Genomic DNA, 18,174 nt, shown 5'->3' with positions numbered 1-18,174 from the left:
CCCTATTCCGACGGCGCCTCGAAGACGACGTCGCGGACTTCGAACGTCTCAGCTTCGACGAAGCTGAGCTCGGCGATGCGCCCCACCGCACGCAGATCTGATTCGACCGACTCCAGCAGCGGGATCGTCGCTGCCGACGCCGCGATCGCGGCGCTCGAGACCGGCGTCTTCTGCGACGCCTTCGCATCGGTCTTGGCGCGCCGGATGCCGGTCAGCGCGAGGCTCGCGAGCTCGAGCAACTCGACGCCCGCCTCACCACGCGCGGCGAGGTCGTCGACGGTCGGCCACTGTGACACGTGCACGGAGCCGTCATGCGACCAGCGCCATGCTTCTTCGGTCGCGAACGGGATGACCGGGGCGAAGAGGCGCAGCAGTACATCGAGCGCGGTCTTCAGCGCGGCGACCGCTGAGGCCTGCTCGGAGCTCGCCGCACCGTACGCACGCTCTTTCACGAGCTCGAGGTAGTCGTCGCAGAAGGTCCAGAAGAAGGTCTCTGCGAGCTCGAGGGCGCGGGCGTGGTCGTAGGCGTCGAGGGCGCGCGTGGCGCGGTCGACGACGACGGCGAGCTCGGCGAGCATGCTGCGGTCGACCGGCACGGACACCGGGGCATCCGCCCGACCGTCGAAGGTGAGGATGAACTTCGCCGCGTTCAGCACCTTGATGGCGAGGCGTCGGCCGATCTTGACCTGCGTGGGGTTCTGCGGGTCGAAGGCCGCGTCGGTGCCGAGACGGGAGGATGCCGCCCAATAGCGCACCGCGTCGGAGCCGTGCTGTTCGAGGAGGCCTGCCGGGGTGACGACGTTGCCCTTGGACTTCGACATCTTCTTGCGATCGGGATCGACGATGAAGCCCGAGATCGAGGCGTTGGACCATGGCGCGACACCGTGCTCGAGTTCGGCGCGCAGGGTCGTCGAGAAGAGCCAGGTGCGGATGATGTCTTGACCCTGCGGGCGCAGGGAGTACGGGAAGACGAGTTCGAACAGCTCGGGGTCGCGCTCCCAGCCGCCCGCGAGTTGCGGGGTGAGCGAGGAAGTCGCCCACGTGTCCATGACGTCGTGCTCGCCGATGAAGCCGCCGGGGACACCGCGCTGGGCTTCGTCGAAGCCGGGTGCCGCCGCCGACGACGGGTCGACGGGCAGCAGCTCGCGGGTCGCGACGATCGGCTCGTCGAACTTCGGGTCGCCCGCATCGTCGAGCGGGTACCACACGGGGATCGGCACGCCGAAGAAGCGCTGGCGGGAGACGAGCCAGTCGCCCGAGAGTCCGCCCACCCAGTTCTCGTAGCGCACGCGCATGAAGTCGGGGTGCCAGTCGATCTCGCGGCCATGGGTGAGCAGACGCTCGCGCAGCGCCTCGTCGCGGGCGCCGTTCCTGATGTACCACTGACGGGTGGAGACGATCTCGAGCGGCTTGTCGCCCTTCTCGAAGAATTTCACCGGGTGGGTGATCGCCTTCGGGTCGGCGAGCAGGTCGCCCGAGTCGCGGAGGAGCTGCACGACGGCCTGCTTGGCCGAGAACGTCGTCTTGCCCGCGAGCTCTGCATACGCGGCGAGGCCGGCCTCGGAGGTGATGACGTCGGGGGCATCTGCGATGACCCGGCCGTCGAAGCCGATGATCGCGCGGTTCGGGAGGTCGAGTTCGCGCCACCACACGACGTCGGTGATGTCACCGAACGTGCAGATCATCGCGATGCCGGTGCCCTTGTCTTTCTGCGCGAGGTGGTGGGCGAGCACGGGCACCTCGACGCCGAAGACGGGCGTCGTGACCGTGGTGCCGAAGAGCGGCTGGTAGCGCTCGTCGTCGGGGTGCGCGACGAGTGCGACGCACGCGGGGATGAGCTCGGGGCGGCTCGTCTCGATGTCGACGGTGCCGCCATCGGGTTTGTGGAACGAGACGCGGTGGTAGTGGCCCGGCTGCTCGCGGTCTTCGAGCTCGGCCTGGGCGACGGCGGTGCGGAACGTGACGTCCCACAGGGTCGGTGCAAGCGCCTGGTACGCCTCGCCCCGCTCGATGTTGCGAATGAACGCCAGCTGCGAAGCGAACAACGACTCATCGCCGATGGTGCGGTAGGTCTGGGTCCAGTCGACCGAGAGGCCGAGCTGGCGCCAGACGGCTTCGAACTGCTGCTCGTCTTCGACGGTCAGGCGTTCGCAGAGCTCGATGAAGTTGCGGCGGCTGATCGGCACCTGATCGGCGGCTTTCGTCGACTTGCCCTCGCCCCCCTCGAACGGCGGCACGAAGCCCTCGATGTAGGGGAGCGTCGGGTCGCAGCGCACACCGTAGTAGTTCTGCACGCGGCGTTCGGTGGGCAGCCCGTTGTCGTCCCAGCCCATGGGGTAGAAGACGCTCTTACCCCGCATGCGCTGATACCGCGCCACGACGTCGGTGTGGGTGTACGAGAACACGTGGCCGATGTGGAGCGAGCCGGAAGCCGTCGGCGGGGGAGTGTCGATCGAGTACATGCACTCCCGCGTGGCCGAATCGCGATCGAACCGGTAGGTGCCTTCGCGCTCCCAAGCGCCTCCCCAGACCGATTCGAGGCCTTCGAGAGCGGGCTTGTCGGGAATGCGAGCGGTGTCGGTCATGATGCTCCGGTTCGATGTATGCGGCACCGTGTCTGTGGTGAGGTGCCTGAATGTGCGACGATCCAGCCTACCCGAGAGCGCGCTGAACGCAGTCTGGGCGGTGTCGCCGACCCTCGGCCCTGCGGCTCAGTACGCGAGTCGCGGCGAATCGGCCACCAACTGGGCGGTGTACGGATGCTCCGGCCGCGCGAAGACCCGCTCGGATTCGCCGGTCTCGACGATGCGACCGGCCCGCATCACCGCGACCCGATCGGCCATGTGGTGCACGACGCCGAGGTCGTGCGAGATGAAGAGGAGCGCGAGGCCGCGCTCGCGCTGGAGATCGTCGAGCAGATCGAGGATCTGCGCCTGGATCGTCACGTCGAGCGCCGAGACGGGCTCGTCGCAGATCAACAGCTCGGGTGACGCGGCGAGTGCCCGGGCGATCGAGACCCGCTGCCGCTGGCCGCCTGAGAGGGTCACGGGCTTTCGCCCGGCGACGGATGCCGCGAGCCCGACCTGATCGAGCAGGGTCGCGACGTCGGGGGTCGGCGAGCCGCGGTGAGCGGCGCGTGCGGCGTCGGTGAGGATGCGGCCGACGTCCCACCTCGGGTCGAACGAGCTGAGGGCGTCCTGGTAGATCGCGCCGATGCGGTGGCGTGAGGGCCGACGGTGCCGCTCGTCGAGTGCCGACCACTCCTCGCCGTCGAGGTGCACCGTGCCGCTGTCGGGCGCCGTGAGTGCGAGCGCGAGCCGCGCGACGGTCGTCTTGCCCGAGCCGGATTCGCCGACGAGGCCGAGCGTCTCGCCCCGATGAAGTGACAGTGACACGTCGTCGACTGCGGCGAAGCGGCCGCCCGGGATCGCGAACGTCTTGGTGACGTGCGCGAGCGAGAGCAGCGGAGGTGCTGCGGAGGGCGGCGCCGCGGGCATCGCCGCCGCGGCCGCCGGCGGAACACGGCTCGGCGCTGCGTGGCCGATCGGCGCAGGCAGGGCCGACAGCGCCGACAGTCGAGCACCGCGCGGGGTGTCCGACGGCACTGCCGCGATGAGCGCCTTCGTGTACGCCTCCCGGGGTGACTCCAGTACCTCGCGGGCCGTTCCCTGCTCGATGACCTGGCCCTCGCGCATGACGAGGATGCGGTCGGCGAGCTGCCCGACGACGGCCAGATCATGGCTGATGAGCAGCACACCCGTGCCGCGGGCGCGGATGTCGGCGATGAGCGCGAGGATGCGCGCCTGCACGGTGACGTCGAGGGCGGTCGTGGGTTCGTCGGCGATGAGGAGCGGCGGGTCGAGTGCGATGGCGGCCGCGATGAGGGCGCGCTGGCGGAGGCCACCGGACAGTTCGCCGGATCGCCGGCCGGTGGCGAGCGCCGGGTCGGGCATGCCGACGTCGGCGAGGAGCTCGAGCACCCGGGCGCGGCGCACAGCCGCCGGCATCCGTTCGTGGATGCGGAGTGGATCCTCGATCTCGCGACCGACGGGGCGGAGCGGGTCGAGCGAGACGAGCGCGTCCTGCAGGATGAGCCCGGCGTGGCGGCCGCGGACGCGGCGCCACTCGCGTTCAGTCGCCGCGCCCAACTCCCGCCCCGCGATGCGCAGCCGCTGCGATGAGACGAGAGATCGGGGGCCGGCCAGACCGAGCAGGGCCCGAGCCGTCACCGACTTGCCCGAGCCCGACTCGCCGACGATCGCGACGCATTCACCGGGCGAGATCGTGAGGCTCACTCCATGCACGACTTCGGTCGGGCCGAAGCCGACGCTGAGGTCTGCGACGTCGAGCACGGGTACGGGTGCATCCGTCATCATTCGCCCCTTCCGCGTCGGGTGAGTGCTCGGCCGAGCACGGTCGTCGCGATGGTCGTGGCGACGATCATGAGCCCGGGGAAGACCGTCATCCACCAGGCGGTCGCGAGATAGGTGCGACCCGCGGCCAGCATGGCGCCCCATTCGGCAGCGGGCGGCTGCGCGCCCAGGCCGAGGTAGCTGAGCGCCGCCGCCCAGACGATCGCCTGGCCGATACCGAGGGTTGCGAGCACGAAGAGTGGGATGAGTGCGTTCGGCAGCACATGCCGGCCGAGGATGCGGGCGGGGGAACGACCCAGCACCCGCGCCGCCTCGACGTACTGCGAGGAGCGGATCGAGACGAGCTGGCCGCGGATGATCCGGGCGTAGCCGGGGGCCGTCGACAAGCCGACGGCGACGGTCGCGGTCACCGGCCCCGGCCCGTACACGACGATCACGAGGAGCGCGAGCAGCAGTCCGGGGAAGGCGAAGAGCACTTCGACCAGCCGATTGACGCTGAAATCGAGGACGCGACCACCGAAGCTCGCCACCACGCCGAGCACGAGACCGAGCACGAGCCCGATGAGCGTCGCCGTGACGCCGATGAGCAGTGAGGTGCTGGTGCCGGCGACGATGCGACTGTAGATGTCGCGCCCGGATTCGTCGGTGCCGAACCAGTGGGCGAGCGACGGTGCCTGGAAGGCGTCGGCCGCGGCGATCTGATTGGGGTCCTGTGTTTCGACGAGCCCCGGCGTACAGGTCGCGGCGACGAGGAAGAGTACGAACGCCGCCGAAAGCAGCGTTCCGGCGCGTGGCATCCGGCCGCGTCGCCTCAGCGGCAGATGATCGGCGGATGCTTCGACCGTCGTCTGTCGCAGTTCGAGCTCGCTCACCGCCCGGCCTCCTGTCGAAGTCGGGGATCGGCGATGCGCGACGCAACATCGGTGAGCACGGTCATGAGCACGTACACGACGGCGACGAGCAGCACCACGCCGGTCACCACCGGGATGTCGCGGAGCGTCACGGCCTGCAACAGGGTGCGACCGAGACCCGGCATCGCGAAGATCGTCTCGACGACGACGGCCCCCGAGAGCAGCCACCCGAGCGCCCAGCCCGAGAGGCTGATCGCCGGCAGCGCCGCATGACGCACGGTGTGGCGCAATCGCACGCCGAGCGCGGTCTCGCCCCGAGCGCGCGCCGACACCACGAACGGCTGCTGCATGGCATCGAGGAGACTCTCGCGCATGACCTGGGCGAGGAACCCCGCGAGCGGGATCGCGAGCGTCACGACCGGGAGCACGAGGCCTGCAGGCGTGCCGGTGGCCACCGGCGGGAGCCAGCCCAGCGCGGTACTGAAGACCGCGATGAGCACCGCGGCGAGCCAGAAGTGCGGCAGTGCGGCGGCAGAGATCTCGACGCCCTCGCCGACGGCGGAGGCGACACGCCCGCGCCCCGTCGACCAGAGCGCGAGCCCGAGGGCGAGAAGCCAGGCGAGCACGAGGGCCAGGAATGCGAGGAGGAGTGTGCCGCCGATCTGCGCTCCGAGGAGTTCGGCGACCGGCACCTTGAGGGCGTACGAGGCGCCGAGGTCGCCCGTGATGAGCCGGCCGAGCATGGCGAGGTACTGCACGATGAGCGGCTGGTCGAGCCCGAAGTCGCGACGCACCTGGTCGAGTGCCTCCTGCGAGGCCTGGGACCCCGGCCCGCCGAGGATCGCCTGCGCCGGATCACCGGGGATGAGCCGGATGGCGAAGAAGGTGAGAGTGGCGACGGACCACAGCACGAACACCGCGCCGGCCATCAGGAGGCCGGCGCGGCGAAGCGTCACGCCGCGAGCGGCGCGACGGGAGTCAGCCGGCGAGCCAGGCGTCATAGAAGCTCGGCGTCGAGACGGTGGGCATGGCGCGCGCGCCGTGCACCGAGTTGCTCACCAGGAAGCTGTTCTGCTGGTCGTACAGGGGGAGGAGGTAGTAGCCGCCGAGGATGCGCTGCTGGGCCTGCTCGTACAGGGTGGCGCGGGCATCGGCGTCGTTCGTCGCCGCAGCCTCGGAGAGGAGGTCATCGACCTCGGGGTCGTCGAGCTGGGCGAGGTTTGCGAAGTAGCCGCTCGGGGCAGGCGTGATGCTGTCGGAGTGGTACAGGATGCGCAGCACGTCGGGGCCGACCTTCGTGTACGGAGCGCTCACGATCTCGTACTCGTTCGCAGCCAGGGCGCCGTACCAGCTCGAGAGATCGAGGAGGGAGATGACGACGTCGAATCCGGCCGCCTTCGCCGTCGCCTGAACCTGCTCGAACAGCGATTGCTCAGCCGGGACCGACTGGTTCGTGCTCACCGGGAACCGAAGCGTGAGGCGGGTGCCGTCTTTCACGCGGTAGCCCTCGTCGTCGCGTTCGCTCCAACCGGCCTCGTCGAGCAGAGTGTTCGCCTTATCAAGGTCGGGCTGGAAGAGCGAGTCGTCGGAGTACGCGACGGCCTCGACAGAGGAGAGCGGTGAATATGAGCGCTCTGCGGTGCCGAAGAAGAGCGCGTCGATGCCCTCGTCGACCTCGACGGCGCGGATGAACGCCTCGCGCACGCGCTCGTCGTCGAACGGTGCCTGGCCCGAGTTGAGCTCGATGCGGTTCGCCGCTCCGGGGCGGGGTGCGTCGAGCCAGGTGAGCGAATCGTTCGACTTCGCCGCCGCGATGGTGTCGGGCTGAGGGTTGTCGATGACGTCGACCTGGCCGGCCTGCAGCGCCGCGTACCGCGATGCCGAGTCGGGCACGAAGCGCCAGTCGATCGCATCGAGGTACGCGAGGCCGTCGTGTGCGGCATCGGCCGGCGGCGAGGTGTACTCGTCGTTGCGCACGAGGGAGACGTGATCCTGCTTGACCCACTCGTCGACGATGAACGGACCGGTGCCGATCGGCGCCTGGCAGTTCTCGTCCGTGCCGCGGGCGAGGCCTGCGGGCGACTCGATCGCGAGCCACGGCTGCGTGAGCGATTCGAGCAGTGCGCTGTCGGGCGAGCTCAGCACGAATCGTGCGACCTGATCGCTGACGACCTCGACGCGGTCGACCTTGCCGAGTGCGAGGTAGCCCGTCGAGGACTGGGTCGCCGGGTCCTGCAGGTGCTCCATGTTGATCTTCACGGCCTCGGCATCGAGCGGGGTGCCATCGGTGAAGGCGACATCGTCGCGCAGGGTGAAGTCCCACGAGAGGCCGTCGTCCGATGCCTCCCACGACTCGGCGAGCCAGGGGATGATCTCACCCGAAGCGTCACGGGAGACGAGCGACTCCAGGAACTGCCCCGCGAGGAGCGCCTGCGGGTAGTTGCCGCCGACGTGCGGGTCGAGGCACGTGGGTTCGGCGTCGCCGCTCGCGTAGGCGAGGGTGCCGCCCGAGACCGGGTCGCCGGATGCCTCGGGTGCCGGTGCCTGACAACCGGCGAGCGTGATCGTCGACACGAGGGCGACGGCGAGGAACCCGAGCCTGCGGGCATTCGAGGAGGTGGTCACGGGTGCAGCACGCATCGAGGTCCTTGCAATGAGGGAGTGGGGGGCGGGCTCTCGTCAGCGCGGGCCCGCATTCATCCTGACACCGCGACACCACCACGACAAGGAAGTTGTTCGAATTCAGATAGAACAATAGACTTTGAGTGTGCTGATTCGTCTCGATCCGACCCTCGAAGCACCGCTGTTCGAACAACTCGCGTCCGGCATCAGGGCCTCGATCATCGACGGGCGCCTCTCGGGCGGCGAGCGCCTGCCCGCCGCTCGCGACCTCGCCGCGTCGCTCGAACTCAACGTGCACACGGTGCTGCGGGCGTACCACCGCCTGCGCGACGAGCACCTCATCGAGCTGCACCGCGGCCGCGGTGCCGTGGTCGCCGTGCGCATCGGCGGCCATGCCGCGCTCGCCGGCGCGGTCTACGATCTCGTCGACGAAGCGAAGAACCACGATCTGCCCGAGGCGGCCCTCCTCGCTCTGATCCGCGAGGCCTACCGCTCCGCGCCGCAGGCATCGGGCGTGCTTCGCCCCATGCCGACGCGGTAGTCTTGACGACAACGACACCGATCCGGCCATCACCGGGGAGTCTTCGGAAGAACACGAACAGATGTCTCGCGGCATCCGCTCGCCAGTAGAACCGAACGGGGCGGCCCGTCACAGCCGGCAACGAGGGGCGAGTCGGTCGCAAGGCGCGACTCGCAAGCGAGGTGGTACCGCGTCGGGAGCTCGTTCGAGCACCGGCGTCCTCGCGAGAGCATCCGTCCCCGCAAGGAGCGAGCGTGTACCCCCGGACCCCAGACGACCACGGTGTCGCCCCCTCACCCGATTTTCCCGCCGTCGAGCGCGAGGTGCTCGCCTTCTGGAAGGCCGACGGCACCTTCCAGGCCTCGATCGACCAGCGCGAGGGCGCACCCGAGTGGGTGTTCTACGACGGCCCGCCGTTCGCCAACGGCCTGCCGCATTACGGGCACCTGCTCACGGGGTACGCGAAAGACCTCTTCCCGCGGTTCCAGACCATGCGCGGCAAGCAGGTGCACCGTCGCTTCGGCTGGGACACGCACGGCCTGCCCGCCGAGCTCGAGGCTGAGCGCCAGCTCGGCATCGTCGACAAGAGCGAGATCGAGGAGATGGGCATCGCGGCCTTCAACCAGGCCGCAAAGGACGCCGTGCTCCGCTATACGAAGGAGTGGCAGGAGTACGTCACGCGGCAGGCCCGCTGGGTGGACTTCGAGCACGACTACAAGACGCTCGACGTGACCTTCATGGAGTCGGTCATCTGGGCGTTCAAGACGCTGCACGACAAGGGCCTCGCCTACGAGGGCTACCGGGTGCTGCCGTACTGCTGGCGCGACCAGACGCCGCTCTCGAATCACGAGCTGCGCATGGACGACGACGTCTACAAGATGCGGCAAGACCAGACGGTCACCGTGACGTTCCCGCTGGTCGGACCGAAGGCGGAGTCGCTCGGGCTCACCGCCGTGCGCGCCCTCGCGTGGACGACGACGCCGTGGACGCTTCCGACGAACTTCGCACTCGCCGTCGGGCCCGACATCGAGTACGCGGTCGTTCCCGCCGGACCGAACGGCACGCCCGACGCGACCGTGCTGCGCGAGAAGGCCGGCACGGCGACGTCAGGTGCAGTGACATCCGACACCGAAGTGCTCGGCGGCGAGTACCTCATCGCCATCGATCTCGTCGGCAACTACGCGAAAGACCTCGGCTACGACTCCGCCGACGAGGCGCGCGCCGCGGTCTCGCGCACCGTGCGCGGCGCCGAGCTCGAGGGTGTCGACTACGACCGGCTCTTCGACTACTACGCCGACGTCGAGGGGTACGGGCTCCAGAACGCGTGGCGCATCCTCGTCGCCGACTACGTCACGACCGAAGACGGTACGGGCATCGTGCACCAGGCGCCCGCTTACGGCGAGGAAGACCAGAAGATCTCAGAGGCCGCCGGCATCCCGGTCGTCATCTCGGTCGACGAGGGCGGCAAGTTCCTGCCGGCGGTGACGGATGTCGCGGGGCTGCTGTGGAGCGACGCCAACAAGCCGCTCACCCAGCTCATCAAGGCCGAGGGGCGCCTGCTCCGCCAGGCGAGCTACGAGCACTCGTACCCGCACTGCTGGCGCTGCCGCAACCCGCTGATCTACAAGGCCGTCTCGAGCTGGTTCATCCGCGTGCCCGAGCTCCGCGACCGCATGGGCGAGCTCAATCAAGACATCAACTGGGTGCCCGACAACGTGAAAGACGGGCAGTTCGGCAAGTGGGTCGCCGGCGCCCGCGACTGGTCGATCAGCCGCAACCGCTACTGGGGCTCGCCGATCCCGGTCTGGAAGAGCGACGACCCCGAGTACCCCCGCATCGACGTCTACGGCTCGCTCGAAGAACTCGAGCGCGACTTCGGCCGGCTGCCGGTGAACCCCGACGGCCAGCCCGATCTGCACCGCCCCTACATCGACGAGCTCGTGCGGCCGAATCCAGACGACCCCACCGGTCGCTCGACGATGCGGCGCATCCCCGACATCTTCGACGTGTGGTTCGACTCGGGCTCGATGCCCTTCGCCCAGGTGCACTACCCGTTCGAGAACCAGGAGTGGTTCGACAGCCACAACCCCGCCGACTTCATCGTCGAGTACATCGGGCAGACGCGCGGCTGGTTCTACGTCATGCATGTGCTCTCGACCGCGCTGTTCGACCGGCGTGCGTTCTCGAACGTCGTGAGCCACGGCATCGTGCTCGGCAGCGACGGTCAGAAGATGTCGAAGTCGCTGCGCAACTATCCCGATGTCTCCGAGGTCTTCGAGCGCGACGGTTCCGACGCGATGCGCTGGTTCCTGATGTCGAGTTCGGTGCTGCGGGGCGGCAACCTCGTCGTCACCGAAGAGGGCATCCGCGAGGGCGTGCGCCAGTTCATGCTGCCGCTCTGGAGCACGTGGTACTTCTTCTCGTTGTACGCGAACACGGCCCGCCAGGGCGGCTACGAGGCATCCGCTCGCACGGACTCGACCGACGTGCTCGACCGCTACCTGCTCGCCAAGCTCGGCGAGCTCGTGACCTCGGTCACGGCCGACTTCGAAGAGTTCGACTCGCCGCTCGCCGCCGCCAAGCTCCGCGACTTCGGCGACGTGCTGACCAACTGGTACGTACGCCGCTCGCGTGACCGGTTCTGGGTGGGCGTCGGCGCCGAAGGGTCGGGCCGCGAAGCGTTCGACACCCTCTACACGGTGCTCGAGACGCTCACGCGCCTCGCAGCGCCGCTGCTGCCGCTCGTCTCCGACCGGATCTGGCGCGGCCTCACGGGCGGTCGCAGCGTGCACCTCGCCGACTGGCCCGACGCGGCCGGATTCCCGGTCGATCACGAGCTCGTCGCCGCGATGGACGCCGTGCGCGAGATCAGCTCGGCGACGCTGTCGTTGCGCAAGCAGTCGGGTCGTCGCGTGCGGCTCCCGCTCGCGAGGCTCACGGTCGTTGCGACGGATGCCGCTGCGCTCGCGCCGTTCGAGTCCATCCTCCGTGATGAGCTCAACGTGAAAGCCGTCGACCTCGTCACCCTCGACGGGTCGAGCGCCGAGGCGTTCGGAGTGACCAAGCGGCTCACCGTCAACGCGCGCGCAGCGGGGCCGCGCCTCGGCAAGACCGTGCAGCAGGCGATCCAGGCCGCTCGCACGGGCGACTGGAGCGTCGACGGCGAGTCGGTCGTCGCGGGCGGCATCCCACTCGAGCCGGGGGAGTACGATCTCGTGCTCGAGGCCGGCGGAGCCGGCAACGGGTCGAGTGCACTCGCGCTGCTCGCCGACGGCGGCTTCGTGATCCTCGACACGGCGACGACGTCCGAACTCGAGGCGGAGGGCCTCGCACGCGACGTCGTGCGCGCCGTGCAGGAGTCGCGGAAGGCGGCCGGGCTCGACGTCGGCGACCGCATCCGGCTCGAGCTCACCCTCGATGCGGCCGGTGCTGTCGCCGCCGAGACGCACCGGGAGCTGATCGCGGGCGAGACGCTCGCGACCGAACTGGCAGTGGTCGCCGGCGAACCCGGTGACGAGGCGCGACCCGTGGGCGAATCCTCTCGCCTGATCGTGGAGGTGGCGAAGGCATGACCGACGAGCCCGACTACACCGAGGCGGCCGACGCCGTCTACCGGAGCCTCCTCGATCGGGTGGGCGAAGCCGCCCCCGAGCCTCGCCTCAGCGCCACCCGGCGCGCGGTCGAGATGCTCGGCGACCCGCACCGGGCGGCACCGGTGATCCACATCACCGGTACCAACGGCAAGACCTCGACCAGTCGCATGGTCGAATCGATACTGCGTGCCGGTGGCCTTCGTACCGGCCTCATGACGAGTCCGCACCTCGAGCGCTTCACCGAACGCATCCTCATCGACGGCGAGCCGATCACCGACGAGGCGATCGCCCGCAACTGGGAGGAGATCGCACCGTTCATCCTCCTCGTCGACACCGACCTCGACGCCGCCGGAGAACCGCGGCTCACCTTCTTCGAAGCGCTGACCGTGCTCGCGTTCGCGTGCTTCGCCGATGCCCCCGTCGACGTCGTCGTGCTCGAGGTCGGCATGGGCGGCGAATGGGACTCGACGAACGTCGCCGACGGCCAGGTGGCGGTCTTCACGCCGATCGCCCTCGATCACGAGTCGGCACTCGGTACGACGATCGAGCAGATCGCCCGCACCAAGGCAGGCATCATCAAGCGCGACGCAGCTGTCGTCACCGCCTTCCAGACACCCGAAGCGCTCACCGTGCTGCGCGACACGACCGCCGAGCACGACGGCACCTTCGCCGTCGAGGGCGGCGCCTTCGCAGTGCTCGACTCGCGGGTCGCCGTCGGCGGTCAGCTCATCTCTGTGAGGGGACTCGCGGGGGAGTATCGCGATCTCGCCCTGCCGCTCTTCGGGCGCCACCAGGCGGAGAACGCCGCCGTCGCGATCGCCGCCGTCGAGTCGTTCCTCGGCGCCGGCACGATGCGACTGGCCGACGAGGTGCTGCAGCAGGGTCTCGGCCTGACGACCTCGCCCGGGCGCCTTCAGATGGTCGGCACCGAGCCCCCCGTGCTCGTCGACGCCGCGCACAACCCGCACGGCGCTGCTTCGCTGACCGCTGCACTCGAGGAGTACTTCGATTTCGAGGAGGTCGTCTTCGTACTCGGCGTGCTCGCTGGAAAGGACGTCGACGGCATCGTCACCGCCCTCTCGCCGGGCGGGGCTCGCTTCATCGTCACCGCGCCGGCATCCGAACGCGCGATCGGTGCAGACGAGCTCGCGGCATCCGTCGCGCGCGTCGTCGGCGCAGATCGCGTCGACCTCGTTGCGCGGCTCGACGACGCACTCGACGAGGCGCGAAGCTGGGCGGCTGCGGCGCCGAAGCGCGCGGTCGTCGTCGCGGGGTCGATCGTGCTCGTCGGTGAGGCGATCGGCATCGCCTCGGATCGCGGATGGGGGCGAGCTTGAGCGACTCGATGTCATCTCAGGAGCCCGCACCCGAGGGTGACTCCGACCGTGTGCGTGACGGTGCTGCGGGTACCGCGCCAAGCGCCGGCGCGCGCTCGGTGCGTCAGACCCTCGCCACCATCGTGCTCGCCTTCGAAGTCATCGTCGTCTTCCTCGCCGCCCTCGTCATTTGGGGGCTCGCCCAGGGCGAAGGCGAAGGCGCACTGCCGTCATGGGTCGCCCTCATCGCCGGCGGTGTCATCATCATCGGGCTGATCGCGACGATCGGGCTCCTTCGATACCAGTGGGCCTATCTGCTCGGCTGGGTGATCCAGGCGCTCATCCTCGCGGCAGGCTTCCTCAACCCTGCGATGTTCGTCGTGGGCGCGCTCTTCGGCGGCATGTGGTGGTACTGCATGGTCGCCGGCGCACGAATCGACCGAGAACGAGCGGCCGCGGCCGCTCAATGGAAGGAACAGGAATGACCACTCCGATCGAAGAGACCCTCGTGCTCGTCAAGCCCGACGGCGTCGCCCGCAACCTCACTGGCGAGATCCTCCGGCGCATCGAGGCGAAGGGGTACTCGCTCGTCGACATCAGGCTGGTGCTGGCCGACCGCGAGCTGCTCGCCCGCCACTACGCCGAACACGAGGGCAAGCCGTTCTACGAGCCGCTCATCGAGTTCATGGAGTCCGGTTCCATCGTCGCGATGCGGGTCGCCGGCAACCGTGTGATCGAGGGCTTCCGGGTGCTCGCGGGCACCACCGACCCCACGACCGCCGCGCCCGGCACGATCCGGGGCGACTACGGCCGCGACTGGGGCCTGAAGGTGCAGCAGAATCTCGTGCACGGCTCCGACTCGGTCGACTCGGCCGAGCGCGAGCTCGCGCTCTGGTTCTGAAAGCCTGAACGCCTGAACGACGAGCGGATGCCGTGGCGACCGGGCGACCCGATCGCCGCGGCATCCCCGTGTCAGCTGAACAGGTTCTGCAAGTCGATCATCACCCGCGGGATCGCGTCCATCTGCGCTTGCGCGAGCAGTATGACGATCGCGTAGCAGATGACCGTGATGAGCGGCACCCAGCCGAGCCAGGCGCCGGCGAGGCGACGGACACGTGCCGAACCCGGAATATGTCCCTCACGCAGGTTGTAGAGCGTAAGAGCCCAGAACGTCGGGATCGTGACCGCCCAGGTGAGCATGCACCACGGGCAGAGCACGTCGAGCACGTAGATGCTCTGGAAGATGAGCCACCCCACGAAGACGAGCGCCCCGGCGACGCCGACGTTGAACACCGCCCAGAACCATCGGGCGAACGTCGCACCGGCGAGGATCGCCACCCCGACCGTGATCACCACGGGCCAGGCCATGAGGCCGATGAACGGGTTCGGGAAGCCGAACAGCGCGCCCTGCCACGACGCGAGATTCGTGCCGCAGCCGACCAGCACGCCGACATTGCACGACGGCACGTGCGAAGGATCGCTCAGCGTCAGCACCTTCTCGATCGACAGTTCGAACGCCGCGTAGAGGCCGATGGCCCCTGCGACGACGAGGAAGATCGCGAGGGCGACGGGTCTGGAACGTCGGGAGGAGTCCGGCATGCTCGGATTATGGCATGCCGATTCCGACCTCACCTGCGAGAGCATGCGATAATCGATTGAGTCGTCCGGGCCGCGCCCGACACGACGCCAATGAGGGCTTGAGGATGCAGTGCATCCGAGTAGGCGGTGAACGCACCGCGAGACGTGGCGACAAGGCAACCTGCCGGTCGCAGTTATGAAGGATTCAGCGGCTCAGCGCGAAGCGCGAGGCCGCTCCAGACGAGTACGGTACGACGGCGCGGCCGTCGGAAACCGGCGTAGGAGTGCACCAGAGATGGTGGAAGGCAACGAGAAGAACACGAACGAACCCGAGGCCGGCAACGGCCCGACCCGGCGGCGTGGAGGCCTGTTCGGCTCGCGTCGCGGTGGCCGATCGAAGGCGACCGAACCGGTGGTGCCGGCCGAGACGCCGGAGACTCCCGTGACGGGAGCCGCGGTCACGCAGTCGAGCCCGGCCGTCGATGCCGAGACCCAAGAGGGCAGCGGCGTCGAGGCGTCGCTCACGGCTGACACCGACGTCGCGGTCGACGGCGGCGACGAAGCATCCGTCGCCTCCGTGGTCGAGGCGCCGTCGACACCGGAGCCCGTCGCTGAGACGACATCACCCTCATCGGTGTCGCCGATCCCGGCCGCGCTCTCGACGACGTCGCTGATCTTCCACGCGCCGCCGGTGCTCGTCGCATCGGAGCGCTCGGAGCGTGGCGATCGCGACGAACGCGACGAACGCGACTCGGGTGGTCGCGACCGTGACCGAGGAGGTCGCGATCGCGAGCCCGACGAAGAGGAGACCTCGACGGTGCGCCGGCGCACTCGACGCCGCAGCGGCGAAGAGGGGCGCTCGAACACCGACGAGCCGGCAAACACGGTCGTCAAGGTGCGCAAGCCCCGCGAGGTCGAACTCATCACCGAGCCGCAGAAGGTCAAGGGCTCCACGCGCCTCGAGGCGAAGAAGCAGCGCCGACGTGACGGCCGCGACGCCGGTCGCCGCCGTGCGGTGATCACCGAGGCCGAGTTCCTCGCCCGGCGCGAGTCGGTCGACCGTTCGATGGTCGTGCGCGAGAAGGGTGGCCGCATCCAGATCGGCGTGCTCGAAGACGGAGTGCTCGTCGAGCACTACGTCGCCCGCAACCAAGAAGCGTCGCTCATCGGCAACGTCTATCTCGGCCGCGTGCAGAACGTGCTGCCCAGCATGGAGGCCGCGTTCGTCGACATCGGCCGGGGCCGCAATGCGGTGCTCTACTCGGGCGAAGTCGACTGGGAAGCCGCAGCCGAGAACGGCGAGAAGAACCAGCCTCGCCGCATCGAGCTCGCCTTGAAGCCCGGCGACCGGGTGCTCGTGCAGGTCACGAAAGACCCGGTCGGTCACAAGGGCGCCCGGCTCACGAGCCAGGTCTCGCTGCCCGGCCGCTACCTCGTGTACGTGCCCAACGGCTCGATGAACGGCATCAGCCGCAAGCTCCCCGACACCGAGCGTGCGCGCCTGAAGAAGATCCTCAAAGAGGTGCTGCCCGACAACCAGGGCGTCATCGTGCGCACCGCCGCCGAAGGCGCGACCGAAGAGCAACTCACCCTCGACGTGAACCGCCTCATCGCGCAGTGGGCCGAGATCGCCACGCAGCTCGAAAAAGTGCAGGCGCCCGCGCTACTGCACTCCGAGCCCGACCTGCTCATCAAGATCGTGCGCGACGTCTTCAACGAAGACTTCCAGAAGATGGTCATCGAGGGCGACGACGCGCGCCAGACCATCGAGCGGTACCTTCGTGCCGTCGCTCCCGATCTGCTCGAGCGCGTCGACGCGTACACCGGTGAGCGCGACTCCTTCGAGGAGTTCCGCATCAGCGAACAGATCGAGAAGGCGCTCGACCGCAAGGTGTGGCTGCCTTCGGGCGGCTCGCTCGTGATCGACCGCACCGAGGCGATGACCGTCGTCGACGTCAACACCGGCAAGTTCGTCGGCTCGGGCGGCAACCTCGAAGAGACGGTCACGAAGAACAACCTCGAGGCGGCAGAAGAGATCGTTCGCCAGCTTCGGCTCCGCGACATCGGCGGCATCATCGTCGTCGACTTCATCGACATGGTGCTCGAGACCAATCGCGATCTCGTGCTGCGCCGTCTCGTCGAGTGCCTCTCGAGGGACCGCACGAAGCACCAGGTCGCCGAGGTCACCTCGCTCGGCCTCGTGCAGATGACCCGCAAGAAGCTCGGTCTCGGGCTGCTCGAGTCGTTCAGCGAGCCGTGCGAGATCTGTGCGGGTCGCGGCATCATCGTGCACCACGAGCCCGTCGTGAAGCACCGCTCGGCGCAGCAGCAGCAGCCCGAGCGTCGCGGTCGCGGTCGCGGTGGCAACCAGCAGCAGTCGACGCAGGCGCCCGCTGAGCCGAAGACGCACACCGGCACCCACGCCATCACCGATGACGTGAAGAACGCGCTCGCGCAGATCGCGGCGTCGACGATTCCGCACACCGAGCAGAAGCCCGAGCAGCACGAGGCGGATGCCGCGGCCGAGACGCCAGCGGCAGAATCGACCGTCGCCGAGCGATCGACCGTCGCCGAGCGCGCCCCCAAGGCCGATACCGCCGAGAAGTCGGCCGAGTCGGCGGGCTCTCGTCGCCGCGGCCGTCACCGCCGCGTCTCGCAGGAGCAGGGTGCCGCACCCACGGCACCTGCACCCGACGCAGCAGACGAAGCACCGAACGCAGCCGATCAAGCGTCCGAGGTTCCGCAGATCCTCGACCTGCCCGTGCCGCCGGTCGAGCGCAAGCGCCCGGCGCGCCTCGCCGAGACCGAGGTGCTCCTCGATTCGGTGCTCGACGCACTGCCCGCTCCCAAGAAGGCCGGTGAGGGGCGTACGCGCAGTCGTCGCGTCTCCACGGCGGCACTCAGCACGGCCGGCGCGGCACCCGTCATCACCCGGGCCGACGGCTCGGGCGACGACGGGGCATCCGACTCAGCCGAGTGAGCGTCGGGCTGCGCGCTCGCGTCGCTCACGCGGCGTGACGCGCAGCCCGCTTCGGCGGAGTCGCACCACGAGCTCCCTTGGCGAGACGGCCTGGGCGCCCGCCGCCACGAGGTCGTCGTAGCGTTCGACCGGCACGTCGTAGTGGTCGAGGTCGAAGGATCTCGGCGGGAGATCGGCCCGCTGCGCGAAAGCGTGGAGCTCCTCGATCGACTCGTCGCTGACGAGATGCGCCCACACGGTTCCGTGCTTCGGCCAGAGCGGCGTGTCGATCAGCACGGTCATGTTGCGATCCTATGCGCGGGTGGCGACGACTCGCCGTGGGCCGCGCGTTTGACCGGCCC

General features: G+C 69.1%; 13 protein-coding genes. 6 read left to right on the top strand and 7 right to left on the bottom strand.

The genetic code is table 11. From position 1 onward, the window contains the following. Positions 1–2: 2 nt before the first annotated feature. The 5 genes from valS to AC1C2R_RS17130 all read right to left on the bottom strand — a co-directional run bounded on the left by valS (position 3) and on the right by AC1C2R_RS17130 (position 7,864). The gene (gene valS / locus AC1C2R_RS17150; protein WP_495380732.1) at positions 3–2,585 is read right to left on the bottom strand and encodes a valine--tRNA ligase; all 2,583 of its coding nucleotides are present in this window, start codon (positions 2,583–2,585) and stop codon (positions 3–5) included. A 126-nt stretch (positions 2,586–2,711) separates the two neighbouring features. After that, positions 2,712–4,373 carry a dipeptide ABC transporter ATP-binding protein gene (locus tag AC1C2R_RS17145; RefSeq protein WP_495380731.1) on the bottom strand — a complete coding sequence of 554 codons (1,662 nt, stop codon included), beginning with the start codon at positions 4,371–4,373 and terminating at the stop codon, positions 2,712–2,714. Beyond that, on the bottom strand, positions 4,373–5,170 hold the full coding sequence (locus tag AC1C2R_RS17140; protein WP_495354419.1) for an ABC transporter permease: 798 nt from the start codon (positions 5,168–5,170) through the stop codon (positions 4,373–4,375). The genes AC1C2R_RS17145 and AC1C2R_RS17140 overlap by 1 nt, the downstream gene beginning before the upstream one ends. Positions 5,171–5,241: 71 nt before the next feature. Continuing rightward, positions 5,242–6,225, bottom strand: coding sequence for an ABC transporter permease (locus tag AC1C2R_RS17135; RefSeq protein WP_495380730.1), 984 nt, complete (start codon positions 6,223–6,225; stop codon positions 5,242–5,244). After that, positions 6,203–7,864: an ABC transporter substrate-binding protein gene (locus AC1C2R_RS17130; RefSeq protein WP_495380729.1), complete on the bottom strand. Its 1,662-nt coding sequence runs from the start codon at positions 7,862–7,864 to the stop codon at positions 6,203–6,205. Before AC1C2R_RS17130 ends, AC1C2R_RS17135 begins: the two co-directional genes overlap by 23 nt. Positions 7,865–7,991: 127 nt before the next feature. Between AC1C2R_RS17130 and AC1C2R_RS17125 the strand changes: the two genes are divergently transcribed. The 5 genes from AC1C2R_RS17125 to ndk all read left to right on the top strand — a co-directional run bounded on the left by AC1C2R_RS17125 (position 7,992) and on the right by ndk (position 14,176). Further along, positions 7,992–8,387, top strand: a complete 396-nt coding sequence (locus AC1C2R_RS17125) for a GntR family transcriptional regulator (RefSeq protein ID WP_495353888.1) — start codon at positions 7,992–7,994, stop codon at positions 8,385–8,387. Positions 8,388–8,620: 233 nt separating this feature from the next. Then, the gene (gene ileS / locus AC1C2R_RS17120) at positions 8,621–11,938 is read left to right on the top strand and encodes an isoleucine--tRNA ligase (protein ID WP_495380728.1); all 3,318 of its coding nucleotides are present in this window, start codon (positions 8,621–8,623) and stop codon (positions 11,936–11,938) included. Beyond that, positions 11,935–13,296 (top strand): bifunctional folylpolyglutamate synthase/dihydrofolate synthase, encoded by a 1,362-nt coding sequence (locus AC1C2R_RS17115; RefSeq protein WP_495380727.1) that lies wholly within the window; start codon positions 11,935–11,937, stop codon positions 13,294–13,296. The genes ileS and AC1C2R_RS17115 overlap by 4 nt, the downstream gene beginning before the upstream one ends. A gap of 8 nt (positions 13,297–13,304) precedes the next feature. Then, positions 13,305–13,760, top strand: coding sequence for a DUF4233 domain-containing protein (locus AC1C2R_RS17110; protein ID WP_495353891.1), 456 nt, complete (start codon positions 13,305–13,307; stop codon positions 13,758–13,760). Beyond that, positions 13,757–14,176, top strand: coding sequence for a nucleoside-diphosphate kinase (gene ndk / locus AC1C2R_RS17105; protein ID WP_495353892.1), 420 nt, complete (start codon positions 13,757–13,759; stop codon positions 14,174–14,176). Before AC1C2R_RS17110 ends, ndk begins: the two co-directional genes overlap by 4 nt. Positions 14,177–14,247: 71 nt before the next feature. Here the strand turns inward: ndk and AC1C2R_RS17100 are convergent, their stop codons facing one another. Next, entirely contained in the window at positions 14,248–14,874 is a 627-nt protein-coding gene (locus AC1C2R_RS17100) for a vitamin K epoxide reductase family protein (RefSeq protein WP_495380726.1), read from the bottom strand. A 274-nt stretch (positions 14,875–15,148) separates the two neighbouring features. Between AC1C2R_RS17100 and AC1C2R_RS17095 the strand changes: the two genes are divergently transcribed. Further along, on the top strand, positions 15,149–17,833 hold the full coding sequence (locus AC1C2R_RS17095) for an Rne/Rng family ribonuclease (RefSeq protein WP_495380725.1): 2,685 nt from the start codon (positions 15,149–15,151) through the stop codon (positions 17,831–17,833). Here AC1C2R_RS17095 and AC1C2R_RS17090 read toward each other — a convergent pair. Continuing rightward, positions 17,822–18,115 carry a DUF4031 domain-containing protein gene (locus AC1C2R_RS17090; protein WP_495353895.1) on the bottom strand — a complete coding sequence of 98 codons (294 nt, stop codon included), beginning with the start codon at positions 18,113–18,115 and terminating at the stop codon, positions 17,822–17,824. The genes AC1C2R_RS17095 and AC1C2R_RS17090 overlap by 12 nt on opposite strands. Positions 18,116–18,174: the final 59 nt, after the last annotated feature.

It is taken from the genome of Agromyces sp. Y182, from assembly GCF_059445385.1.
Note: the sequence above shows the minus strand (reverse complement) of the source record. Positions and strands in the feature narration are given on the sequence as shown.